The sequence below is a fragment of the Nocardia carnea genome, from assembly GCF_029868325.1.
GTDB lineage: Bacteria > Actinomycetota > Actinomycetes > Mycobacteriales > Mycobacteriaceae > Nocardia > Nocardia carnea_C.
In genome coordinates this window covers 38,203-60,670 of sequence record NZ_JARWNW010000250.1, presented here as the reverse complement: position 1 = coordinate 60,670, position 22,468 = coordinate 38,203, and the positions used below count along the sequence as shown (strand labels likewise).

20 protein-coding genes and 1 pseudogene are annotated in these 22,468 nt (G+C 63.8%); 15 read left to right on the top strand and 6 right to left on the bottom strand.

Annotated features, from left to right (window positions below; all coding sequences use genetic code 11):
• Positions 1 to 222 precede the first annotated feature (222 nt).
• The 3 genes from QH196_RS22305 to QH196_RS22295 are packed head-to-tail and all read left to right on the top strand — an operon-like array spanning position 223 to position 1,930.
• Positions 223 to 999, top strand: a complete 777-nt coding sequence (locus tag QH196_RS22305; RefSeq protein ID WP_432278084.1) for a hypothetical protein — start codon at positions 223 to 225, stop codon at positions 997 to 999.
• A complete protein-coding gene (locus QH196_RS22300) occupies positions 996 to 1,616 on the top strand; it encodes a cytochrome c oxidase subunit 3 (protein WP_432279537.1) in 621 nt (206 codons plus the stop codon). The genes QH196_RS22305 and QH196_RS22300 overlap by 4 nt, the downstream gene beginning before the upstream one ends.
• An 8-nt stretch (positions 1,617 to 1,624) precedes the next feature.
• The gene (locus tag QH196_RS22295) at positions 1,625 to 1,930 is read left to right on the top strand and encodes a cytochrome C oxidase subunit IV family protein (RefSeq protein ID WP_280417758.1); all 306 of its coding nucleotides are present in this window, start codon (positions 1,625 to 1,627) and stop codon (positions 1,928 to 1,930) included.
• Between the two features lies 1 nt (position 1,931).
• Here QH196_RS22295 and QH196_RS22290 read toward each other — a convergent pair whose 3' ends face one another.
• Positions 1,932 to 2,264, bottom strand: a complete 333-nt coding sequence (locus QH196_RS22290; protein ID WP_280417765.1) for a hypothetical protein — start codon at positions 2,262 to 2,264, stop codon at positions 1,932 to 1,934.
• Between the two features lie 166 nt (positions 2,265 to 2,430).
• Positions 2,431 to 2,688, bottom strand: a pseudogene (locus tag QH196_RS22285) (NAD(P)H-binding protein); the annotation flags it as partial.
• 148 nt (positions 2,689 to 2,836) lie between these two features.
• Here QH196_RS22285 and QH196_RS22280 point away from each other — a divergent pair.
• A complete protein-coding gene (locus tag QH196_RS22280; RefSeq protein WP_432279536.1) occupies positions 2,837 to 3,457 on the top strand; it encodes a TetR/AcrR family transcriptional regulator in 621 nt (206 codons plus the stop codon).
• A gap of 282 nt (positions 3,458 to 3,739) precedes the next feature.
• On the opposite strand, the gene QH196_RS22275 is transcribed toward QH196_RS22280, so the two are convergent.
• The gene (locus QH196_RS22275) at positions 3,740 to 4,459 is read right to left on the bottom strand and encodes a FadR/GntR family transcriptional regulator (RefSeq protein WP_280417756.1); all 720 of its coding nucleotides are present in this window, start codon (positions 4,457 to 4,459) and stop codon (positions 3,740 to 3,742) included.
• 156 nt (positions 4,460 to 4,615) lie between these two features.
• On the opposite strand from QH196_RS22275, the gene QH196_RS22270 reads away from it, so the two are divergent.
• Genes QH196_RS22270 through QH196_RS22260 form a run of 3 tightly spaced genes read left to right on the top strand, consistent with a single transcriptional unit; the run spans position 4,616 to position 7,514 of the window.
• Complete coding sequence (locus tag QH196_RS22270) at positions 4,616 to 5,371, top strand: (Fe-S)-binding protein (RefSeq protein ID WP_280417762.1); 756 nt, start codon at positions 4,616 to 4,618, stop codon at positions 5,369 to 5,371.
• The gene (locus QH196_RS22265; RefSeq protein WP_280417755.1) at positions 5,368 to 6,894 is read left to right on the top strand and encodes a LutB/LldF family L-lactate oxidation iron-sulfur protein; all 1,527 of its coding nucleotides are present in this window, start codon (positions 5,368 to 5,370) and stop codon (positions 6,892 to 6,894) included. Before QH196_RS22270 ends, QH196_RS22265 begins: the two co-directional genes overlap by 4 nt.
• A complete protein-coding gene (locus QH196_RS22260) occupies positions 6,891 to 7,514 on the top strand; it encodes a LutC/YkgG family protein (protein ID WP_280417754.1) in 624 nt (207 codons plus the stop codon). Before QH196_RS22265 ends, QH196_RS22260 begins: the two co-directional genes overlap by 4 nt.
• A 135-nt stretch (positions 7,515 to 7,649) precedes the next feature.
• Here QH196_RS22260 and QH196_RS22255 read toward each other — a convergent pair whose 3' ends face one another.
• The 3 genes from QH196_RS22255 to QH196_RS22245 form a co-directional block, all read right to left on the bottom strand.
• Positions 7,650 to 8,975, bottom strand: a complete 1,326-nt coding sequence (locus tag QH196_RS22255) for an MFS transporter (protein WP_280417753.1) — start codon at positions 8,973 to 8,975, stop codon at positions 7,650 to 7,652.
• 204 nt (positions 8,976 to 9,179) lie between these two features.
• Positions 9,180 to 10,715, bottom strand: coding sequence for an AMP-binding protein (locus QH196_RS22250; protein ID WP_280417752.1), 1,536 nt, complete (start codon positions 10,713 to 10,715; stop codon positions 9,180 to 9,182).
• Between the two features lie 526 nt (positions 10,716 to 11,241).
• Positions 11,242 to 12,789, bottom strand: a complete 1,548-nt coding sequence (locus tag QH196_RS22245; protein WP_280417751.1) for an AMP-binding protein — start codon at positions 12,787 to 12,789, stop codon at positions 11,242 to 11,244.
• 211 nt (positions 12,790 to 13,000) lie between these two features.
• On the opposite strand from QH196_RS22245, the gene QH196_RS22240 reads away from it, so the two are divergent.
• From QH196_RS22240 to QH196_RS22205, 8 genes are all read left to right on the top strand, one after another.
• Entirely contained in the window at positions 13,001 to 13,738 is a 738-nt protein-coding gene (locus QH196_RS22240; RefSeq protein WP_280417750.1) for a helix-turn-helix transcriptional regulator, read from the top strand.
• A gap of 527 nt (positions 13,739 to 14,265) precedes the next feature.
• Positions 14,266 to 15,105, top strand: a complete 840-nt coding sequence (locus QH196_RS22235) for an enoyl-CoA hydratase (protein WP_280417749.1) — start codon at positions 14,266 to 14,268, stop codon at positions 15,103 to 15,105.
• 48 nt (positions 15,106 to 15,153) lie between these two features.
• Positions 15,154 to 15,936 carry an enoyl-CoA hydratase-related protein gene (locus tag QH196_RS22230; protein WP_280417748.1) on the top strand — a complete coding sequence of 261 codons (783 nt, stop codon included), beginning with the start codon at positions 15,154 to 15,156 and terminating at the stop codon, positions 15,934 to 15,936.
• A 53-nt stretch (positions 15,937 to 15,989) separates the two neighbouring features.
• On the top strand, positions 15,990 to 17,174 hold the full coding sequence (locus QH196_RS22225; RefSeq protein ID WP_280417747.1) for a TetR/AcrR family transcriptional regulator: 1,185 nt from the start codon (positions 15,990 to 15,992) through the stop codon (positions 17,172 to 17,174).
• Between the two features lie 522 nt (positions 17,175 to 17,696).
• Positions 17,697 to 18,884 (top strand): lipid-transfer protein, encoded by a 1,188-nt coding sequence (locus QH196_RS22220; RefSeq protein WP_280417746.1) that lies wholly within the window; start codon positions 17,697 to 17,699, stop codon positions 18,882 to 18,884.
• Between the two features lie 58 nt (positions 18,885 to 18,942).
• A complete protein-coding gene (locus tag QH196_RS22215) occupies positions 18,943 to 19,770 on the top strand; it encodes an SDR family NAD(P)-dependent oxidoreductase (protein ID WP_280417745.1) in 828 nt (275 codons plus the stop codon).
• 90 nt (positions 19,771 to 19,860) lie between these two features.
• Positions 19,861 to 21,357, top strand: a complete 1,497-nt coding sequence (locus QH196_RS22210; protein WP_280417744.1) for an AMP-binding protein — start codon at positions 19,861 to 19,863, stop codon at positions 21,355 to 21,357.
• A gap of 238 nt (positions 21,358 to 21,595) precedes the next feature.
• Positions 21,596 to 22,462, top strand: a complete 867-nt coding sequence (locus tag QH196_RS22205; RefSeq protein ID WP_280417743.1) for an SDR family NAD(P)-dependent oxidoreductase — start codon at positions 21,596 to 21,598, stop codon at positions 22,460 to 22,462.
• The last annotated feature ends 6 nt before the right edge of the window (positions 22,463 to 22,468 follow it).

The following is a 22,468-nucleotide window of genomic DNA, read 5'->3' as shown; positions in this document are numbered from 1 at the left end:
CCGCCCGGCGGGGGGCGGGGGCGCGCCCCGCCGGCCCCCCCTCCCCCCCCCCCGCCCGCCCGCGGGGCCGGGGCGGCCGCCGGGGGCGGGGCGCCCCCCCCGCCCCCCTCGCCGGCGGGTATTCACGTCGGGTGGGGGTCTCCCCCCCCTCTGTGGTGGTTTGTTTGTGAGGGGCGCCCCGGCCGGCGCGCCCCCCCAGGCCCGAGAAGCCGAGGAGACGTCGTGACCGCCGTAACCACCGCCGGCCGCGCGGACGCCGGCGATACCCTGGAGCCGAAGGCAAAAGGGCGACCCGATGTCATGATCACCTACTGGGCGTTCGCGATCTTCTACGCCGTGCTCTCGATCGGAGTCGTCTTCTTCGGCCGCGCCACACCCCCGCCGCGACCCGACGTCACCGATCTCCAGGTCGAGCAGTGGTTCGACAAACACCAACTCGGCATCCAGATCGGTTTCACCGCCCTGCTGGTGCTCGCCGGCGGCGCCGCGGTCGCCAACGGCATCATCGGCTATTTCATGAAACGGATGTCGTCCGGATCGCTGCTTTCCTACGCCTATATCGCCGGGATGGGGGTCGGTGCGATACCCGGCTTCCACATGCTGCTCGTCTGCTGGCTCACCGCCACATACCGCCCCGATCGTGACCCCGCCACCCTTCACTTCCTCTACGACCTGGGCATGCTTTCCTACAACGGGTCGCTGGGCTGCTTCACCGCCGCTTATCTCGTCCTCGCGATCGCGATCCTCTACGACCGCAACAAGGTCTTCCCGAAATGGTTCGCCTATATCTCCATCTGGCAGATCGTCACCGAGGTCCTGGCCACCCAGATGTGGTTCTTCCGCTCCGGCGCGTTCTCCTGGAACGGCATGATCACCTTCTATATCGCCGTCGTCATCTTCGGCCTCTGGATCGCCTGCCTGCTGCCGATCCTGCGCACCGCAGCCCGCACCGAAACCGACCGGACTCCACCCCTGTACCCCGCCGAGGTCGCCCGATGACACTATCCGAATCCGCATCCGAATTCGAAACAACCGCCGGGCCCGAGCCGCGGCCCGGCCCGCCGGATCGGCCAGGACGCCACCTGCCCGGCGATATCGACATGTGGGTGATGGTCCTCGGCGACCTCCTGTTCTTCGGCGGGTACTTCGTCGTCTACATGGTCTTCCGCGCCTTTGCACCCGAAGAATTCGCCACCGCGCAACAACACCTGCACATGGGCATCGGCGTCACCAACACCGTTGTCCTGCTCACCAGCTCGATGTTCGTCGCGCTGGCCGTCATCGACACCCGGCGACAAGCCTTCGCCTCAGCACAGCGCTATATCCTGGCCGCCGCTGGATGCGGTCTGTTGTTCACCGCTCTCAAAGCTTATGAGTGGCACCAAGAGATCACCGGCGGCCACACCCTCTCCGACGAATTCTTCAGTTTCTACTACATACTCACCGGCGTCCACCTCGTCCACGTACTTCTGGGGGTGGTGATCCTCGGAATCGTGTACCGCGAACTGCGGAATCCCGCCGGCCGCCGGATCTCCATCGCGGAACAGGGTGCCCTGTTCTGGCACATGGTCGACCTGCTGTGGGTCGTCATCTTCGCCATCCTCTACCTCATGTAGGTGACCACATGACAACCTCGAACACCACACAACAACCGCGATACCGCCGAGACAAGCAGATCGTCATCCTGGCCTGGGCGGCACTGACCGCGATCACCCTGCTCGCCTGGCAACTCACCCCGGGCCACACCCCGGACCCGACCTCCACCGGCAAAGAACTCGTCGCCGTCATCGTCGTCCTGGGACTGATCAAATGCCGCATCATCCTGCGCTACTTCATGGAGATCAGAAACGCCCCACGCTGGCTGCAACTGTGCACCGACGCCTGGTTACTTGTCCTCTGGGCGGCACTCCTCGGCATCTACCTCTATTGAACTACCGCACGAGCCGAGCGGCCCCGAGCAACGAAGCCACCCCAACGAAATCCTTGCGCATGGAGGGGTGGACGACCAGCAGCGCCTGGTCGGGTCGGCGGCGAGCCGCATGCGCTCGCGGATGCGGATCCCGGCGGCGTGGCGGACGGCGGCCGGGATGGAGATGTGGCCGTATTCGGTGACGCCGCGGCGGCCGTGGGCCGGAGCGGGTGATCAGGACCAGGGCGCCGGTCACGCGCAAGGACAGCAGGTCGCCGGGATGCCGGTCGAGGGTGTCGACGATGGCTTTGTCGACGACGCAACCGTTGGTGTCGACCGGGCGGATGCTGCGCACGGCCGTCGACCACACCGGTTGTTCCAGGGGCGCCATCGGCAGCGCCGGGCCCGAGGCGAAGAGGGACGGAACGCCGATTCCGGGCCGTGCAGCGCGGGTTGCCTGGGACGGCGCCGTGCTGGCTCGTGTAGAGCATCCGCCGGGCGCCCGCCGCTTCGACAGCAGAACGATGCAGGCCGACCATATCGGCGGTCGGGTCGTTGTCGGACACCAGAAGGACCTGGTCCGCGCCGGCGAACGAGGCACGCAGCGCGGCCGGATCTTCGTAGGAGCCCTGCCGCACGCGCACACCACGGTCGGCGAAGTGTTGCGCCTTGGCGGTGTCTCGGACACTGACACCGATCTGACCGGCAGGTATGCGCTCGAGGAGATGCTCGACGGTGGCACCGCCCAGCCCGGCGGTAGCGCCGGTGACAACGATCATGTTCTCGTCCTTCCTGAGTGCCCGCGGCATCTGTCTCAATGGTGGAGAAGCATAAGTTGACTACGGTGGTCAACTTATTTGTTGTGTGCGACGGTAGGTAAACTGACTCGGCAAGGCACGGTATGGCCGTGAGTGGCAGGAAGAGACGGTGAGAGTCGTGACCGGCACGGCGCCTTCGCGATCCCGACTGCGCGCCGATGCTCGACGCAATCTGGAGCAGCTACGCGCTGCCGCAATCCGCGCCTTCCAAGGGCAAGGCCTGACCGTGCCGCTGGAGGAGGTGGCCAAGGCGGCTGGGGTGAGCAAGGTCACGATCTTCAACCGGTTCGGCGGGCGGATCGGGCTCATCGAGGCAGTTATCGAAGAGGTCGTCGTGAAGGAGCTCTTTGCGGTCATCGACAACACGCGGTCCATCGACGACGCCGGCGAGCGAATCGCTCACTACCTCACCGCGATCCGCGACCTCCAGTACCGCCTGCCCGCCTTCAACGACGTCCTGTTACAGACATTCCCGCACTCGCAGCAGCTTATGGATATCTGCAGGGTAGGAAGCGAGGCCAACGAAGAGTTCGTCTCGGCGGCGCGGACCTCCGGCGCGCTACGGCCGGAGTTCACGGCGGACGACTTCCACGCCTCGTCGTCGACGGCGCCCTCGCTCTCAAGCACGGCGAGAGGCCTCCCCGGGACGACTACGACCGTCGCACCGTGTACTTCCTGGACGGAATTCGCGGGCGATAGTTCGCTCGGGCGGAAAATGACAATGTCCTGACCGTTGTGCTATCACCACGGTTGAGCTGCGCCGAGGCCATCACCGCTATCGCGTGGGGGCCTGATCGGCCGGCCACGTAACTTGGTGATCTTCTGCAGTCGATGTCCCTCTGCTGGGTCACCCTTCGTATGAACACTTCCGGCCTCCGTGACGAGCGCACGCGGGCTGCCGCCGTGGCCGACCCGGCTACGTATCCGACTCGTTCGACCGCGTGCCCCACTGTTGCGTCCGACGCCTGTGGGTCTGCGTCTTGTGGCAACCTCGTCCGATCCTGTGGCCTGCCTACTCCGGTATTCCGATTCCTTCGTAATAGCCGCGGATATGGTCGACGATTCGGCGTTTCGCCGCCTCCGCATCGCCGGTGAATACTGCGTCGATCAGGGCGCGATGTTCATAGCGCAGCCGCGTGCAGGTAGGCGCCCACGTGGGCAGGTCGACACCTCCGATCACATACGATTCGATCGACTCGCGTAGACCGGCCATCATCGCGGCGATAACCTGGTTGCCGGCTGCGTCTGCCAGTGTCACGTGAAAGGCAGCGTCCAGAATCAGGAACTCGGCGGCGGACAGAGAGTCGTCGTCCATCGAATCGAGCAGTTCGACGGCCGCGCTGAGGTCGGGGGTCGGCTGTTGCGTCGCCAACGCTCGCACCACTTCGGTCTCGAGGACGAGACGGGCCTGCACCACATCGGGCACCGGAAAACCCTGCGCGGCCACCTGCATCCGCATCAGCATCGACATGCCACCCGTGGGGCGGGCGACGATCATCGCGCCTGCGTTGGGTCCGGAACCGGTCTGTGCATGCAGTAGACCGAGGGCTTCCATCACCCGCAATGCCTCACGTACCGATGATCGTCCGACACCCAGTTCGGCCGCGAGGGCCCGTTCTCCGGGCAGGCGCCGGCCTGGTCCGGCCTCGCCCGATACGAGCATGTGCTCGATCCGGGCCAGCACCTGCTCCCACGCGCGAGTGCCGGACCGAGAGGGCGACTGATCGGACATGGGAACCGAGCCTAGGTGACGAGAAACCTGCGGTGGTCAGACCACTCTCCCGACGTGCGGGACCCCACAACCGGTCAAAGACCGCGTCGGTCTTGCGAGAGGCGTGTGAGCATGGGTTACTGTGGTCAGACCACACCGACTACCGTGGAGATCTACATGCGTATCGCGCTGTTCGCCACTTGTATCGGAGACACGATGTTTCCGGAAGCCGTCAAGGCCACCGCGCTGCTGCTGACTCGGCTCGGGCACGATGTCGTGTTCCCGCGTGGCCAGACGTGTTGCGGCCAGATGCACGTCAACACCGGCTACCAATCGCACGCGCTCCCGCTGGTAGCGAACTACGCCGACGAGTTCGGTGACGCCTCGTTCGACGCGATCGTCGCACCGTCCGGGTCGTGCGTCGGTTCGGTGCGACACCAGCACGACATCGTCGCGTCCAGGTACGGAAGCCCGGGGCTGCGCGAACGCGTCACCACGGTCAAGACCAAGACATACGAACTTGCCGAACTGCTCGTCGACGTGCTGGGTGTGACCGATGTGGGGGCCTGGTTCCCGCACCGGGTCACCTACCACCCCACCTGCCACTCGCTGCGCATGCTCCGGGTCGGCGACAAGCCGCTCAGACTGCTGCGAGCTGTCCGCGATATCGATCTGGTCGAACTGCCGGACGCCGATTCCTGCTGCGGGTTCGGCGGCACCTTCGCGCTCAAGAATGCCGAGACATCGATCGCGATGCTGGCCGACAAGCTCCGCCGCGTTGCGGACACCCGGGCCGACTCGCTGTGCGCGAGTGACTCGTCCTGTCTCCTGCATATCGGCGGTGGGATGTCGCGATTGCGCATGGGAGTGCGTACGGTGCATCTCGCGGAGATCCTCGCTTCCACTGAACCGGCACGGGAGACCGTCGGATGAGCCCGATCGTGCTGGGTCTGCCTGCGATTCCGCCCCGCGCACCGCACGGTTCGGGGTTCCTGCGCGGAACCGAACCGTTCCCGGAAGCCGCACGACACGAACTCGCCAATCCTCAGCTACGCCGCAACATCGGCAAGGCCACCCATACCATCCGGGCGAAGCGACTCCGGATGACCGACGAACTACCGGACTGGGAGGCTCTGCGTGACAGCGGTTCCGCGATCAAGATCGATGTGATGAACCGGCTGCCGGAGCTGCTGGAGCAGCTGGAATCGGCCGTCACCGCCCGCGGCGGGGTGGTGCACTGGGCGGCGGACGCCGGCGAGGCGAATACGATCGTCACCGACTTGATCCGTGCCACCGGGTCCACCGAAGTCATCAAGGTCAAGTCGATGGCCACCCAGGAGATCCAGCTCAACGAACACCTCGAAACGGCGGGCATCGCTGCCTACGAGACCGACCTTGCGGAACTCATCGTCCAGCTGGGCCACGACAAACCGTCGCATATCCTGGTACCCGCGATCCACCGTAACCGGTCGGAGATCCGGGATATCTTCATGCACGAGATGGCCGGTGTCGACCCGGGTCTCGATTCGGAACCGGCGCATCTCGCGGCGGCGGCACGGAAGTTTCTGCGGCACAAGTTCATGACGGTGCCGGTGGCGGTATCGGGCGCGAACTTCGCTATCGCTGAGACGGGTACGCTCGGCGTGGTCGAGTCCGAGGGCAACGGCCGGATGTGTCTGACCATGCCGCAGACGCTTATCACGGTGATGGGCATCGAGAAAGTCCTACCCCGGTTTGCAGATCTGGAGGTGTTCCTGCAGTTGCTTCCTCGCTCGTCGACGGGGGAGCGGATGAACCCGTACACATCGTTGTGGACGGGGGTGACGCCGGGCGACGGTCCGCAGTCCTTTCATCTGGTACTGCTCGACAACGGGCGTACCGCCACACTCGCCGACGAGGTAGGCCGGGCCGCCCTGCACTGCATCCGATGCTCCGCATGCCTGAACGTATGTCCCGTCTACGAACGCACCGGCGGACACGCGTACGGTTCCACCTATCCCGGACCCATCGGTGCCGTGCTGACCCCACAGCTCGCGGGTATGGATGCGAAGGGCGATCCCAACGCCGCCCTGCCCTTCGCGTCGAGTCTGTGCGGTGCGTGCTTCGACGCCTGCCCGGTGAAAATCGATATTCCGTCACTGCTCGTCGAGTTGCGACACAAGAAGGTGAGCACGGACGGATTTTCCGTGGAGAAGGCGGCGATGAAAGCGGCGTCGCTCGTGATGAGTTCGGCAAACCGTTTCACAACTGTTCAAAAGGCAGCGGGACTGGGGCGACTGGCAGCCGGCCGGAAAGGGAAGATCACCGTCCTTCCCTCCCCCCTGAACGGCTGGACGGCTGTCCGCGATATCCCCGCACCCCCGAAACAGACGTTCCGCCAGTGGTGGGATTCCGAGGAAGGCCGGGCCGCCCTCGCCGCCGCCCGCCCGGACCCGCAGCAGGAGATGACCCGATGAGTGGGCGCGAGACGATCCTGGGCCGTATCCGGGACGCGCAGGCGCTGGCTCCGGCGGTCCCGAACGAGAGTGCCCGCAGGTACCGCACCGGGCGGAAGATGACCGACGCCGAGCGGATCGACCTGCTGGTCGACCGGCTGCTCGACTACAAGGCCGCTGTGCACCGGTGCGCCGCGGACTCCTTACCCGTGCTCCTCGGGAGGGTCTTGGCAGAGCTCGGCGCGCAGCGGGTGGGTGTCCCCGCGGGACTGCCCCGCTCGTGGCTGGCCCGGTTCGGCGGGGAAATCGTGATCGACTCGCCGGAGGTGCCCGCGCCGGGCCTGTCGGAGCTGGACGCGGTGGTGACGGCGTCCAGGGTGACCTCCGCGGAAACTGGCACCATCTTCCTCGACGGTAACGACGACCAGGGCCGGCGAGCGCTGACCCTGGTACCGGATGTCCATGTGTGTGTGGTTCCCGTCGATACCGTCGAGGTGGGCGTACCGGAGGCGCTGGCCCGGCTTGTCCCTACTCGGCCGACCACTATGATAAGCGGCCCGTCCGCGACATCCGATATCGAACTCGAACGAGTCGAAGGCGTCCACGGCCCGCGTAACCTGCATGTCGTGATAGTGAGCTGACGACCCGGGCGGGGCTGATCCATCGGCTACACTCCGCCTGCGGCGGGCACTGGGCCCGGTGCGGCGCCGCGGGAGGCGGAGTGCAGGACGTTCCGATGTGCCGCGCGCGATCTCGCCTCGGCCGAGGTCGCGAGGTCACTTCGGTGAAGTGCCCGAGCTGACTTCCAACGACCGATTCGTCGTACGAGGTCCGAGAGCAGCTGTCAGGACACCCATCACGACAAGTCCGCTACCGAGCAGGAAGTACAGTGTCGCGCTGCCTTGGCTGCTGTAGACAGCGGCGACGGTGATTCCGGATGCGAATCCGGCGATACGTCCGAAGCCATTGATCATGCCGGCGCCTGCACCGCGCACTGCTGTGGGAAATACTTCCGGCAGGTAGGTATAGAAACTGGTTGTCATCGCAGTGATACCGACGGCAACAATGACACCGGCAACTGTGCTCAGCAGGGCGTCGTGGGCCGAGCCGAAGATCATCATTCCTATCCCTGCGACACTGCCGGCCACGAGGATGGTGGTCTTGCGTTCGATCCGATCAACGACGGGGAAGAGCAACAACGGCGATATCAAGGAACCCAATCCGACGGCAGTGGTGATGGCGAGTGCCTGGGACTGGCTCAGCCCTCGATCGACAAGAATTGTGGGTGCCCACGAGATGAACCCGTACATACAGAAGAGCGTGATTGCGAACGAGATGCCGAGGACGGCCAGCCGCCGAGCGTATTCGGGTCGCAGGAGATCTCGGAATGAATTCGTAGGCGCGGCAGGGGGGACCGGCAGAGCCGGTTCCAGCGGGCCCAGCCGGCCGGCTCGCGCTTCGAGCCTGTCGACGATCACGTCGGCTTCCTCGGTCTTGCCGTGCGAGACCAGCCACCGGACAGATTCGGGCAGCGCCGCGGCGACCGCCACCGCGATGACGACCCCGACCGCGCCGAGGGCGAAGACCCAGCGCCACGCGCCCTCCCCGGTGGGCACTATCGCCAGCGCGACCAGAGACGCGATGGGCGATGCGGCATAACCGCAGAATGTCACCACGCTGAAGAAGCGTCCTCGTGAAGCGCTGGGGAACATCTCACTGAGGTACACCATGATGGCGCCGCTGGTCGCCTGGACGCCGATACCGGTGAGCACTCGGCTTGCGAGCAGTACTTCGAAGTTGGGTGCGAGGGCCGACATCAGCGAAGCAGCCGAATAGAAGACCGAGCTCCAGATCAGGACCGGTTTGCGACCATAACGGTCGGAGAGGCGCCCACCCCCTACTGCCCCGACGAACATCCCCAGGAAAACGGCCGAAGTGATCAGGCCGATACGCCCGAGACTCAGCCCCCATTCGTCGCGGATGGCCGGTGCGAGAAGGGCGAATACTCCGTTGTCGAAGTTCTCGATCAAGAACCCGAGCCCGAGCAGGGAAACCCAGAAGATCTGCACCGGCGTCACCGGCAGCCGGTCCAGCCTCTGCACAGCTGTGATGGTGTGGGGCTGTACCGCAGATTTCGGTGTGTCTGCGTTCATGACGCAACGCCTCCGTTGGTCGATCCGCCTGGTGGCGGCATGGTTTTGCTTCAAATCTCGTGAAGTGGCGGTTTCTCCACCGTGAGCCGGTGGCCGGCGGCGGCGTTCGAGCGAGACCCGGTCTCGACTCGTCGATTGTCCGGATAGGCCGGTTCAGGAGCGAGTGGCGGTATGTCCGGGTGTGTACTTCTCTTTGAGGTGCCTTTTGAAAAGTTTGCCGGATTCTTCGCGCGGCAACTTCTCTTCGAAGACGACGATCTTCGGTATCTTGTACTTGGCCAAGGTGCGCTGGAGGTGATCGCGAATATCCTGCTCCGTGAGGCGCGCGCCCGGTTCGAGTTCGATATGTGCGGCGAGCGACTCGCCCATCTCGGGGTCGGGCACGCCGAACACGGCGGCGTCGTTGACCCCGGCGAGCTGCACAAGGGCGGCCTCGATCTCGGCGGGATAGATGTTCACACCTCCCGAGATCACCATATCGTTGAGCCGGTCCGTCACGTACAGATAGCCGTCTTCGTCGACTCGACCGATATCGCCGAGCGTGAAAAAGCCTTTGTCGTCTGCTATCTCACGGCGCTTGGCGTCGTTGTTCAAATAGGTGAAATCGGGCCAATAGCCGGCGGAACGTCCATAGATGACCCCGGTCTCGCCGGCGGGCAGTTCCTTCTTGTCCGTTCCGAGGATTCGGATGGCTGCGTCACCGACCGGTCTTCCGACGGTGCCGGGCCGGGTGAGCCATTCGTCCGAGGAGCACAGAACCCAGGCACCGCCCTCCGAACCACCGTAGTACTCATTGATGATCGGTCCCCACCATTCGATCATTGCGCGCTTGACATCGGGTGGGCACGGCGCGGCAGCGTGGACGACTGTTTCGAGTGATGAGACGTCGTACCTTCCGCGCACTTCCCGGGGAAGCCCGAGGAGCCGTACGAACATCGTCGGTACCAGTTGTGCCGTGTCCACTCTGTATTTTTCGACCAGCCGGAGGAATTCTTCGGCGTCGAATCTCGGCATGATGATGAGATTCATTCCGAGGGATGCTGCGAAGATGAGATTGACGTTGGGAGCGGAATGGTAGAGCGGCGCCGGAAGTACAGTGGTGTGGCCGGGCCGCAGGCCGAGAAGGCTTCCGAGTGATTTCAGCATGTCGGTTGTCGCCTCCGGCGCGATCGGGTCGCGCAGGATTCCCTTGGCCAGGCCCGTGGTCCCCGAGGTGTAGATCACTGCCATGGGTGGTGCCTGGGTCGTCTCGGCCGCGGGCGCGTTCTGCTCGATCAGGTCGGCCATAACGGGATGACGTCCCGTCAGGGACACCTCGCCCAATTCGTAGGTTTCCCGTACCTCCTCGGGTACCTCCGCTTCGATGATCTGCATACCGGCCGGCATTTGGGCCTCGACCGCCGGAACGAGATCGGTGTGGACCACGGCGATCTTCGATCCGGAGTCGGCGAGAATATGCGCGAGGTCCGCGCCGGTCCAATGCCAGTTCACGGGCACGGGAACGGCGCCGATCGACGAAGCGCCGAGATTCGCTTCCAGAAAACCTATTTCGTTCCGCATGATGATCGCGTAGCGGTCGCCGTGGCGTAGCCCGAGCGTCTGCAGCGCCCCGGCGAACCGTGCCGCGCGCGATTTCGCTTCGGCAAGTGGTATTTGACGATTTCCGGACCGAATGAACGGTTCACTCATCGATGTAGCCCTTTCGTGGATTTGTTGAGGGGATTCGGGTTGTTCGACGGCCGGTGCCCCGACAGAGGGGAGTGCTGAGACAGGTGGCTCGGTAAGGCCTGTCCGGGGAAGGTTCCGAATATCGGTGCCATGCGGTGGCGTGGGTGGGAGTTGCCGGGTCCGGTCCGATTTCCGATCGGGTTCGGGACCTCGGCAGCCGGCGGGTCGGGTCGTCGAGACGACCGCGAATCGCGTGAGAAGGCCGGACGTGCAGCAGTGCTGCGGGGGATCCGGTGGTACCAGGTCGATTTCTTTTCGCGCCCAGCGCCGCTGGGGCGTGGCGCCGGCCGAAGGCCGAATGAATCCGCGCGAATCGCCAGTCCGTTAGGTTGAGTGAATTCCGAGATACATGTTGATTGTTGCCCGCGCTTCGGTGTGTATGAAACTACTGTTCTATGGTGTTAGGGACTGGCCAGTGTGCTCCCTATCACTGACGCAATACTTATCCATCATTTACTTTCTGTCAAGATCCCGGTGAGGTCGCTGTTCATGTGCGCTCCCGGAGCAGATACCGTTGGATCTTCCCGCTCGGCGTCTTCGGTAGCGTGTCGACGAAGTGGATCGAGCGAGGATACGCATGCTTCGAGTAGCTCTCGCGTACCGAACGTTTCAGCTCCTCGGCCAGATCCGCACCGGCGTGTGCTCCTGCGGCGAGTACGACGAAGGCCTCGACGACCTCTCCGCGGATCATGTCCGGGTCCGGTCGTCCCACAACCGCCACCTCCAGTACTGCGGGGTGGGTGATCAGGACGCTTTCGACCTCGACGGGTCCGATGCGATATCCGGCAGCGAGAATCAGATCGTCGTCCCGGGCGGTGAAGTAGAAGGCACCCTGTTCGTCCCGGCGGCCGGTGTCGCCGGTCAGGTACCAGCGTCCGTCGGAGGTGAACCGTTTCTCCGTCCGTATGCGGTCTTCGTGGTAGCCGGTAAACCACATCAGCGGGCTGTCGGTGGCATCGACTGCGATCTGGCCCGCAACGATACCGGCGGAGAATCCCGGTAGGGGCCGCCCCATCGAGCCCGGTCGCAGCGGATATGCGACTTCTGGGTGCCAGGCATTACAGATTGTCATGCCCAGTTCTGTTTGCCCGTAGTGGTCGCGGATCTCGATGCCCAGTGTGTCGGTGGCCGACGCGGTGACATCGGGAGTCAGTGGCTCACCGGCCGACGAGGCACGTCGCAGGGGGATGGCCCTGGCCGCGCCGCCGGTGCCCAGCGCGCGGTAGACCGTCGGCGCGGCGGCGAAGTTCGTAACTCCGAATGTTCGGATCACTGCCGCCGTCGATTCCGGTGTGAACCTCGAATCGAACAGCAGGTTCCGTCGACCGGCCGCCAACGGGCCGAGGATCCCGAAGTACAGTCCGTACGCCCACCCCGGATCCGCGGCGTTCCAGAACACGTCGTCTTCGGTCACATCGAGGCCGTAGTGCATATAGCAGTGGAAGGCGGCGAGTGCCCGGACAGGTACGGGCACACCCTTCGGTTTGCCGGTGGTGCCACTCGTGTAGAGCTGGAGAATCACACCGTCGCCTCCGACGCCGGCGGACTCGGTCAGTGGCTCGCTGCTGTCCATGAGTCGGTCGAGAGCGGGCCCGGTTTCGACGATGTCGATCCCGGGGATCGGGTCGAGCTTTGCTCGCTGCGAGGGCTCGGTGATCACCAGTCGCGCGCGTGCGCTGACGATTCGCATCTGGATGGCACCGGTTGCGAATGCAGTGAACAGCGGGACATGCACGGCGCCCAGTCGCCAGAGTGCGAGCAGTGTCACCACCAGCTCCGTGCGTTTGCCCATCAATACCGGAACCCGATCCCCGCGCCCGACTCCCAGCTCTGACAGTGCGGTGGCGAGCCGTTGCGACCGATCCTTCAGCTCCCCGAAAGTGATATCGGTGCTCGAGAGGTCGGGCGCAATGACGGTAAAGGCCACCCGGCCGGGGTCGTGAGTGTCGCAGAGAAGGTCGGCAACGACGGCGTGTGGATCGCCGTACCTGTCGAGCCAGAGCCGGACCTGATCATCCGGTGCGATCGCGGACATGAAACTCCTTGTCGGAAGGCGGAAGTGACGTTCAACCGGTGGGGTGACGTCTCGGAACGGTCATAATCTAGATGTGAACGACAGGACCTACCCCCCTCCGGCGAGGGGGTACCACGGTGCTCCCGGTTATGCGCAGATCGCCTCCGGGGTGCAGACTGCGCTGCGGCGCATCCGCCTCGTGACCGGTGTCGGTCTTGCATTCGGAGGGCGTGTGGTTCCGGGCGGCGTGCTGCTGCATCACTTCGACGGATCGATCGTCGGACCCTTGCGCGGACAACGACTCGACCTCGGGCGGGGGTTGGGCGGGCACGTTGCGGCGCAACGACGTGCTCGCGCGGTGTCGGATTACTGCACCACCCCGTCGATCACACACGATTACGACGCCGTCATCCGTGCGGAGTCCCTGCATGCGATCGCGGCCGCTCCGGTGGTTCTGGGGCGGCAGCCCGTCGCGGTGCTCTACGCCGCGCTGCGCACCGGCCAGCAGGAGATGGGCCGGCTACTGGATGCGGTCTCCGAGGAGGCACGTCGCCTGGAGCAGGAGTTGACCGTCGCCGCCGTGCTCAGGCAGTTGGGCCGGGTGCAGGCCGACGACGGTGCGCGGCAGGCTCGAGCGGCCCAGGCCGCTCGGATACACGAAGCGTACGCACGGCTACGGAATATCGCCGACGACGTGCATGAACCTCTGTTACGGGCAAAGCTGATCGAAACGGCCGAGCTGCTGACCGGCGACAGTGTGGGTGCCGGTCATCCGGTGCACCTGACCGAGCGGGAAACGGATGTGCTCGTTCTGCTTGCCCTCGGCCTACCGAACCGGTCGATCGCCGAGCACCTAGGGATCGGTGTGCACACTGTGAAGGGTCATCTGAAGAATCTGTTCCCGAAGCTCGACGCCACCGGGCGGCTCGAGGCGGTTACGAACGGGCGACGCCTGGGGTTGATCCCGTAGCGCCCGCTCGTTTGCGTGCCCGGATGGGGCGAACCCGGCGAGTCACGACGCCCAGCACCGTTGTGTCGACGCGCTGGCGCTTCGATGCCTTAATGAGTATTGACTTATGTGCTGAAGCTTCGTAGCTTTGTTCTTGTTGACCGGGTAAACACACTAACGGGGACTCCTGGGCGAGTTCGTGCGCCTGGATGTCTTGCTGAAGTGGAAGGAAGGCAAGTAAGAGGCGGTTTACATGTGGTCGATGCTGGGGATCGTGGGCAGTGGGGATCACCCCTTCGTCCGCGGCGTGCATCGACAGCCAGTGCCCGACCGGTGTCATGTTCTGTGGGATTCGTCGGCGTGATCGTCCCCGCCTTCGGTGCCCCTCCTCGGTCGATAGATCAGTGTGGCTGCCGGACACCGGGCACAGAGGTTCGCCACCCCTGCCGGAAACAAGTAGACGAGACGCCGCGTGCCGCGGATCCGGACGGGGCTCGGCAAGCGAGCCCCGGAGATATTCACGAATTACCGACGAGAGGACTCTGTCCATGACCGAGATGACCTATATCCGCAGGGAGGACCCGGCCCCAGGTGTTGCGCGGATCGTTCTTGCGCGGGCGGAGAAGCGTAATGCGCAGAACCCGGCCATGCTCTACGAGCTCGATGCGGCCTTGGTGCAGGCAGCCAAGGCGCCGGAGATCAAGGTGGTGATCCTCGCTGCCGATGGCCCCGATTTCTCCTCCGGGCATGATCTCGAGGGCGGCTTCGGACTTCCGGAGACGCCCGTCGCCACCATGGGCGGCCACTTCGAGATGGGCGGAGCGGAAGGGCACTACGCCTTCGAATGCGAAGCCTTTCTGGGACTTTCACGCCGGTGGCGCGACCTGCCGAAGCCGGTGATCGTTGCGGCCCAGGGGAGAGCTATCGCGGGTGGATTGATGTTGTTGTGGCCCTTCGACATCATCATCGCTTCGGAAGACGCCACCTTCTCCGATCCTGTGACTGCCTTCGGTGTCAACGGTGTCGAGTACTTCACACACGTCTGGGAAGTCGGACGTCGTAAAGCCGCGGAGATGCTGTTCACCGGTGAGGCCATCTCGGCCGAGGAGGCGAAGTCGCTCGGGATGGTCAACCATGTTGTCCCCCGCGACGAACTCGAAACCTTTGCTCTCCGGATGGCCGAGAAAATTGTAGCCCGACCGACTTTCGGATTGCGTCTCGCCAAGGAAAGTATCAACCGGTCGCTCGATGCGCAGGGGCAGACGGTCGCTCTCGAATCGGCGCTGGGCCTGCACAACCTCGGTCATGCCGCCAACCTCGCGCGCGAGGGGACGATCGTCGTCATGTCGGGAATGGAGGTCATCCGTGACCTCTCCCGGCATCCGTGATCGAACGGAACGGTGGCGCACAAATCAGGAGAGGAGCGGGCCTTGCCGATGAGTCCGGTACATTATCGCTTCGACAACGGGCTTGCCCGAATCACCATGACCCGTGGGGATCAGGGTAATCCGATCAATCAAGTGTGGAATTCGGCCATGTTGGAGGCGCTCCGGCGGGCACGGCACGACAAGGCCCGAGTTGTCCTCTTATCGGCCACCGGGCGGTTCTTCTGTGTCGGTGGGGATCTCACGGTGATGTCGAGATCGGAGCGCCTGGCGGACACACTCGACGATATCGCCGATTCGCTACATCGCGTGGTCAGCGAGATCCAGCGATCCGATGCCATAGTCGTCTGTAGCGTCCAAGGGGCAGCCGCGGGAGCCGGTTTCCCCCTTGCTGCTGCTGCAGACCTCGTACTCGCCGCGCGATCGGCGACCTTCACGCTCGGCTACTCGAAGGTCGGACTCAGTATCGACGGAGGTTCGAGTCTTCTCGTGCGCACGCTCGGATTGCACCGAACGCTGCAACTGGCGCTTCTCAACGAAAGGTTGACCGCGAACGAAGCGTGCGCCCTGGGCCTTGTCACGGAAGTGACCGGGGATGCAGAGTTGCCCGCTGCCGCGGAGCGGATCGCACAGAAGCTACTTGCCGGACCGGCGCACGCACAGGCGGCCACGAAAAGCCTCATCCGCGAGACAGCGGCCGGGGATGCGGAGTCGGCGTTGCGACGCGAAGCGGTCGCGCTGCGGAGGCAGGCGACACTCCCCGAGGCCACCGAGGGAACCACCGCGTTCGTCGCGAAGCGTCCACCGCGATTCCACGTCGTATCGCATGGGTGAACTGGTAACCGGCGGCCTGTTCGGGAAAAAGAATGACCACTAGGCTTGGCCCCGTGACGTCAACTGTAGGCGAAGGGGCACCCGACCTCCCACGTCGCCGTCCGCGTGACCGCAAACAGCAGATTCTCACTGTCGCGCGGGAACTGTTCGTGGAAAAGGGCTATCCGAATGTCTCGATGGCCTTGATCGCTGAACAGGTGGGTATCACCGCGGGTGCGCTCTACCGGCACTTCCGGAACAAGGCAGTTCTGCTGGAGCGAGTGGTCGACGACAGCTTCGCGTGGCTGGGGTCGCCCATCACGCAGATCGACTTCGGCGACGCGATAGCGGAAGCCACGGCGCTCGTGGCCGACCGTCCTTACCTCGCCGATCTGTGGACGCGCGAGAGCCGATACCTGCCGGCGGACAAACGAGCCGAACTACAGGAAAGAATGCGGGCCTGGAACGAAAGTCTGGCTCCGGCGCTGCTCCGGCGGCGGCCCGATCTGGATCCGGGGAATGTGGAACTGTTGCTCTGGTCGATCCAATCCATGATCTCGGGTATCGGTCGGCAGACGTGGCGCGCGCCGGCGTCCGATCGGATCGCCGCTGTGCACGCCGGACTGCGGGCGTCGGTAGCGGCAGCGCTCGTGCCGACCGGGGCGGAACTCGGGCCGGAGCGTCAACGGCTGTTTCCCAGCTCGATGCGGGAGCGCTTGCTGTCCGCGGCATTCCAGCAGTTCAACGAGCGTGGGTACGACGACACCTCGCTGGCCAGTCTGGGTGCTGCCGTGGACGTCACCGGGCCCAATCTGTACAGCCACTATGAGAGCAAGGCAGATCTGCTGGCAGCGGTCCTCGAGCGTGGGGCGCATGCCTTGTGGCTGGGGCTCAACGATGCGCTGGCGACGTCGAGCGAGCCGGTCGAAGCCGTTGCGAAGCTCGTTCGCTCCTACGTCGTCAGGGCGCGCTACTGGGCGTCCAGCGTCGAAGATCCCAAGGGAAACGACGATCTGGAATCGGCGGTACAGGCATTCCGCCGCGAGTACATCGCGGAATGGGTGGCGTTGCTGGTACAGGCCAGGCCCGAGGTGAACCAGCGCCATGCACGTCTGAAAGTCCAGCTCGCACTGTCTCTCGTGGGAGACCTGTACAGCAACCCTTCGCTGGTACGCGTCGACACCTTCCACGACAACGTCGCACAGCTGGTCCTAGCGGTGTTGTTCGATCACACCTCCACAACGCCCGGACCGAGCTGAGCGCTGCAATCCGGCCGATGCCGGCGGCGCCGGCGAACCCGCCTCGCTTGTTTTCCGTCCGCAGCCGGATTCCATAAAGGTCTCCCAGCAGGGTGACGCCTGTCGGCCACGACCTGCTTCTACGATCGGTGTCGATTACGGCGCTGCTTGCCCCTGCTTCTGCCCCTGCACGCGGTGGTGAGCGTGTGTCTCGCGGTCACTGTTGGACACCGGTCCCGGTGGTGCTTCCTCGCCGGGCTGGGGGGATGTGCGCGCTCATGGCGCTTCCCGGCGCGCGCTGCACGCAGAGCCGGGGGCGTTCTCTGCCGAGCGCCGCTGTGCCCGATGCGAAACAGGTGCTGACGTGCCGATTCGCCGTCGGCGGAGCAATTGCCGTTGCAGGGAGTGCCCACCATATGGCAATCGCATCAGACTGCAGTGGTACGAGATGCGGCAAATGCTTGCGGAATGTCCCGAAAAAAGCTATAAGTAAATAGGCATTAAGTTGCTAATGGGGGGTCGAATCCGTAGTCAGGAGTGGGTATGTCCGAAAGTGTGGTGGTGGCGGGCGTCGGGATGATCCCGTTTGTCAAGCCCGGTGCCAGCGAAAGCTACGACAGAATGGGTGCCGAAGCGGCACGGCGCGCCCTCGGTGATGCGGGTCTTTCTTACGCGGACGTCCAGTCGGCTTATGCCGGATATGTAATCGGTGATTCAACGTCAGGGCAAAAGGCGCTCTATCATCTGGGCCAGACGGGTATTCCGATCATCAATGTGAACAACAATTGTTCCTCGGGCTCGTCGGCGCTGTATCTGGCGCGGCAAGCGGTGGAAGCAGGCATGGTGGACGTCGCCCTTGCCGTGGGTTTCGAACAGATGCCCCGGCGACTCGAGCCGGTGTTCCACGATCGGCCGGGTACCCTCGACGCCTACTTCGAAGGTGTAGCCGCCGCGCGTAAGGTGCCCGACGACCGCACCGCAGGATCGGCCGTGTTCTTCGGCGCCGCCGGCGCGCAATACGCGGAGGAATACGGTATCGACCCTTCGGTTTTCGCGCACATCACGGTCAAATCCCGCAAGCACGCGGCCGGTAACCCCTACGCGGTTTTCCGGGCGCCGCTGACTTTCGACGAGGTCATGGCCTCGCCGCAGATCTACGGTCCGCTGACCCGCTTCCAGTGCTGCCCGCCTACCTGTGGAGCTGCCGCGGCTGTGGTGGTCTCGAAGGAGTATGCGAAGCAGCGCGGCCTGCGCTCGGACGTTGTGATCGCCGCGCAAGCCCTGACCACGGATTTCCCGACCGCTTTCGGTGGTGATATGACCAAGTTGATCGGATACGACATGACCGTCGCGGCATCGAGTGCGGTTTACGAACGCAGTGGTATCGGACCCGAGGATATTCGGGTGGTCGAACTGCACGACTGCTTCACAACCAACGAATTCATCACCTACGAGTCGCTGGGCCTCACCCCCAAGGGAACAGCCGAGAAGTTTGTTCTCTCCGGGGACAACACCTATGGCGGTCGCGTGGTGACCAACCCGTCGGGTGGCCTCATCTCGAAAGGTCATCCACTCGGTGCGACGGGCCTCGCGCAGTGTGCCGAACTGGTGTGGCAATTGCGGGGGCAGGCCGAAGGGCGGCAAGTGGACGGGGTGCAGGCCGCATTGCAGCACAATCTCGGGCTCGGCGGCGCCTGCGTGGTGACCATGTACAAGAAAGTGGATGGCTGACAGTCGCGAGCTTCGTGCCGGCAGATGCACGACCGAAAATCCGAAGTAAAGGAATATTGTGGGAAAGCTCGAAGGAAAGGTCGCTCTCGTCACCGGTAGCGGCCGCGGAATCGGTCGGTCGACCGCATTGAAGCTCGCCGCCGAAGGCGCGAACCTGGTCTTGAACGATCTCGACGAAGGCCCGGTGGATACGGTCGTCGACGAGATCGTCGAGAGTGGTGGACGCGCAATTGCTGTCCCGGGCAGTGTGACGGCCGCGGCCTTCGCTGACCGTTTCGTGGACGCCGCTGTCGCCGAATTCGGTGGTATCGATATCGTTGTCAACAACGCGGGGTACACCTGGGACTCCGTTATTCAGAAGATGACCGATGAGCAATGGCAGGCCATCGTGGACCTTCATCTCAAGGCCCCGTTCGACATCCTTCGTGCGGTATTGCCCGTGATTTCTGCCGCCGCCAAGAAGGAGAAGGCCGAGGGGCGAGCCGTGCATCGAAAAGTGGTCAACGTGTCGTCGGTCGCGGGGCTCTTCGGAAATCCCGGCCAGTCGAACTATGCCGCCGCCAAAGCCGGGGTCGTGGGTCTTACGAAGACGTTGGCCAAGGAATGGGGCCGGTACAACGTCAATGTCAACTGTGTGGCCTTCGGTTTCATACAGACACGGCTCACGGAGGCGACCGCCGGGGAGGGCGCGGCCATCAACGTCGAAGGCCGGGAGATCAAGGTGGGGGTCAATCCACGGTTGTTCGAGGCTGTTACGTCCGCGATCCCGCTCGGGCGGGCCGGTACGCCGGCCGAAGCTGCCGGGTCGATTGCCATGCTGACTTATCCGGAGGCCGACTATGTCTCGGGCCAGGTCGTTGTCGTCGGCGGCGGCATCGAGGGGTAATGCGACGAAGGGGGGTGGTCGGATCCGGTGGAGTCCGAGCTCGCGACGAGTCTCGGTTCCCATTTCGAATGACGAAGGAGAATGGTGAGAATGGATGCCGCGACGCTCGAGCAGCTCTTGGCCGATCACCCCAGTGAGCCGTTCGTCCGTACCTTGCGTCGCCTGGCGGAAGATAACCCGGACGCGGCGGCACTCACGTGCGGAGACGAGACCGTCACGCGTGACGAACTCGAGCGCCGCTCCAATCGGCTCGCGCGTGTATTCCTCGGCAAGGGAGTCGGTTTCGGTGATTTCGTGGCTATCTCATTGCCGAACGGAATAGACTTCTACGTCGCGTACATCGCGACACTGAAGGTCGGGGGAGTGGCGATGCCACTATCGTATCGACTTCCGTTCGCGGAGCGTGCGGCCATCGTGGAGCTGGCCGAGCCCAAGCTGCTGATCGGGGTCGAGGAAGCCGAGTATCCGGATTTCCGCAGTTTACCCATGGGATTTCGGCCGGACGAGACGATCAGCGACGTTCCGCTTCCGGAAGTGGTGTCTCCGTCCTGGAAGGCGCCCACCTCGGGTGGCAGCACCGGCCGGCCCAAAATCATCGTCGCAGGATCACCCGCGGAGGGTTCACATGCTGCGAATGCCTACCTGTTCCAGAGTCGCCCCGATGATACACAGGTCGTCGTCGGACCGCTGTATCACAATGGTCCACTGGTCTTTTCGATATTCGGGTTGTTGCTCGGGCAGCATATCGTGATCATGCCGAAGTTCGATGCCGAGGGCCTGCTCGAGCTGATCGAAAAACATGGAGTCAGCTGGCTCGTACTGGTGCCCACCATGCTGCACCGTATGCACAGAGTACTCGAGTCGGGCCGCACCTTCGACCTGTCCTCCCTCCGGGTCATCTGGCATATGGCGTCGAAGTGCCCGGAGTGGCTCAAGGAAGCATGGATCGACCGGCTGGGACCCGAGAAGATCATGGAGTTCTACGGCGGTACCGAAATGCAGGCTGTCACAATGATTTCGGGCGCCGAGTGGCTTGCGCACCGCGGGTCCGTCGGGCGGACCGTGATCGGCGAAATCAAGATCCTCGATCGAAGCGGCCGGGAGGTGCCTGCGGGAACCGAGGGCGAGATCTTCATGAAACGGCCCGACGGGGTCCCTGCGACGTACCGGTACATCGGTGCGGAGGCTCAGGCGTATGGCGAGTGGGAGACATTGGGCGACCTCGGCTGGAAGGACGAGGACGGGTACGTATACATCAGCGATCGACGCGTCGATATGATCGTCAGTGGTGGGGCCAATATCTACCCTGCGGAGGTCGAGAGCGCTCTGGACGCTCATCCTCGGGTGTTGTCGTCGGTGGTGGTGGGCATTCCCGATGAGGATCTCGGCCAACGGGTGCACGCACTTGTCCAGGCAGAGGAAGGGACCACATCAGAGGATCTCCTGAACTTCCTCGCCGGCAGAATTGTGCGCTACAAGATTCCGCGCTCGATCGAATTCATAGACTTCCCACTGCGTGACGACGGCGGGAAGGTGCGGCGGTCGCAGATGCGGGACGAAGCGATCGCGAGATCGAGCGCCGTATGATGCCTCGCTCCCCAGCCGAGCAGCGCACCGCCGAAATCGGGCAGAGATCGACCCGCGACGTCCAACTATCCATCAGCGAAATATGTGGTCGTGCCGATGATTCTGTTCGACCGATACGCGGAGAAGATCGTAATTTTTCCGAGTCGATCCGGAAGTCTTACGGTGCCGACCGATCGTCGGTCCCATTCCGGCCGTCCGGTTGTCGACCTCGATAGAGATGAACTGAGGAAACTATCAAATGGAGAACCTAGAGGGCCGTACGGCCTTCATCACCGGAGGCGCTCGTGGCATCGGTCTCGGTATCGCTCGCGCATTGGCGCGAGAGGGTGTCGGTCTGGCACTAGTCGATATCGACCAGACTTCGCTCGGCACCGCCCGGGCGGAACTCGCGCGACTGGTCCCGACGGAAACCTACGTACTCGACGTCACCGATCGTGATGCCTACGCACGTGTGGCGAACGAGGCGCGTAACGCGTTCGGTCCGATAACCGTGCTTATCAACAATGCCGGGGTGGTCGACTCCACTGCGCCCACCCGCCTTTCCTACGAAATGTACGACCATGTCCTGGGTATAAATCTGGACGGCGTCTACAACGGTTTTCAGAATTTCGTCCCGTCGATGATCGACACCGGTACGGAATGTCATATCGTCAATACGTCGTCGGAGGCCGGTCTCGCGCAGTTCGGCTCCGGATTTCTGTATCACGCGAGTAAATATGCGGTTGTGGGCCTGAGCGAGTCGATGCGTATCGAGCTGGCGCCGTACGGTATCGGAGTGAGTGTTTTGTCTCCCGGTCCCGTCGCGACCGATATCGTGGAAAATGCGCGGCGCGCGCGACCGGATACTGTGCCGGCTCACTCGGCGCGGGTCAACGCATTACTCGACAACGCTCACCGGACACTTCAGGACGGCGTGTCCATCGATGACGTCGGACGATTGGTGGTCGACGGTATCCGGAACAACAAGGCCTATATCCAGACTGGGAACTCGAGCAAGGGCGTGGTGCAGGCACGCGCGGCGGAAATCGCCGCGGCGATGGACTATGCCACAGAGTTCCTCGAGCGAGGACAGACGCTTTCCTCTAACGGCTTCGATATTCGCTAAGCCACA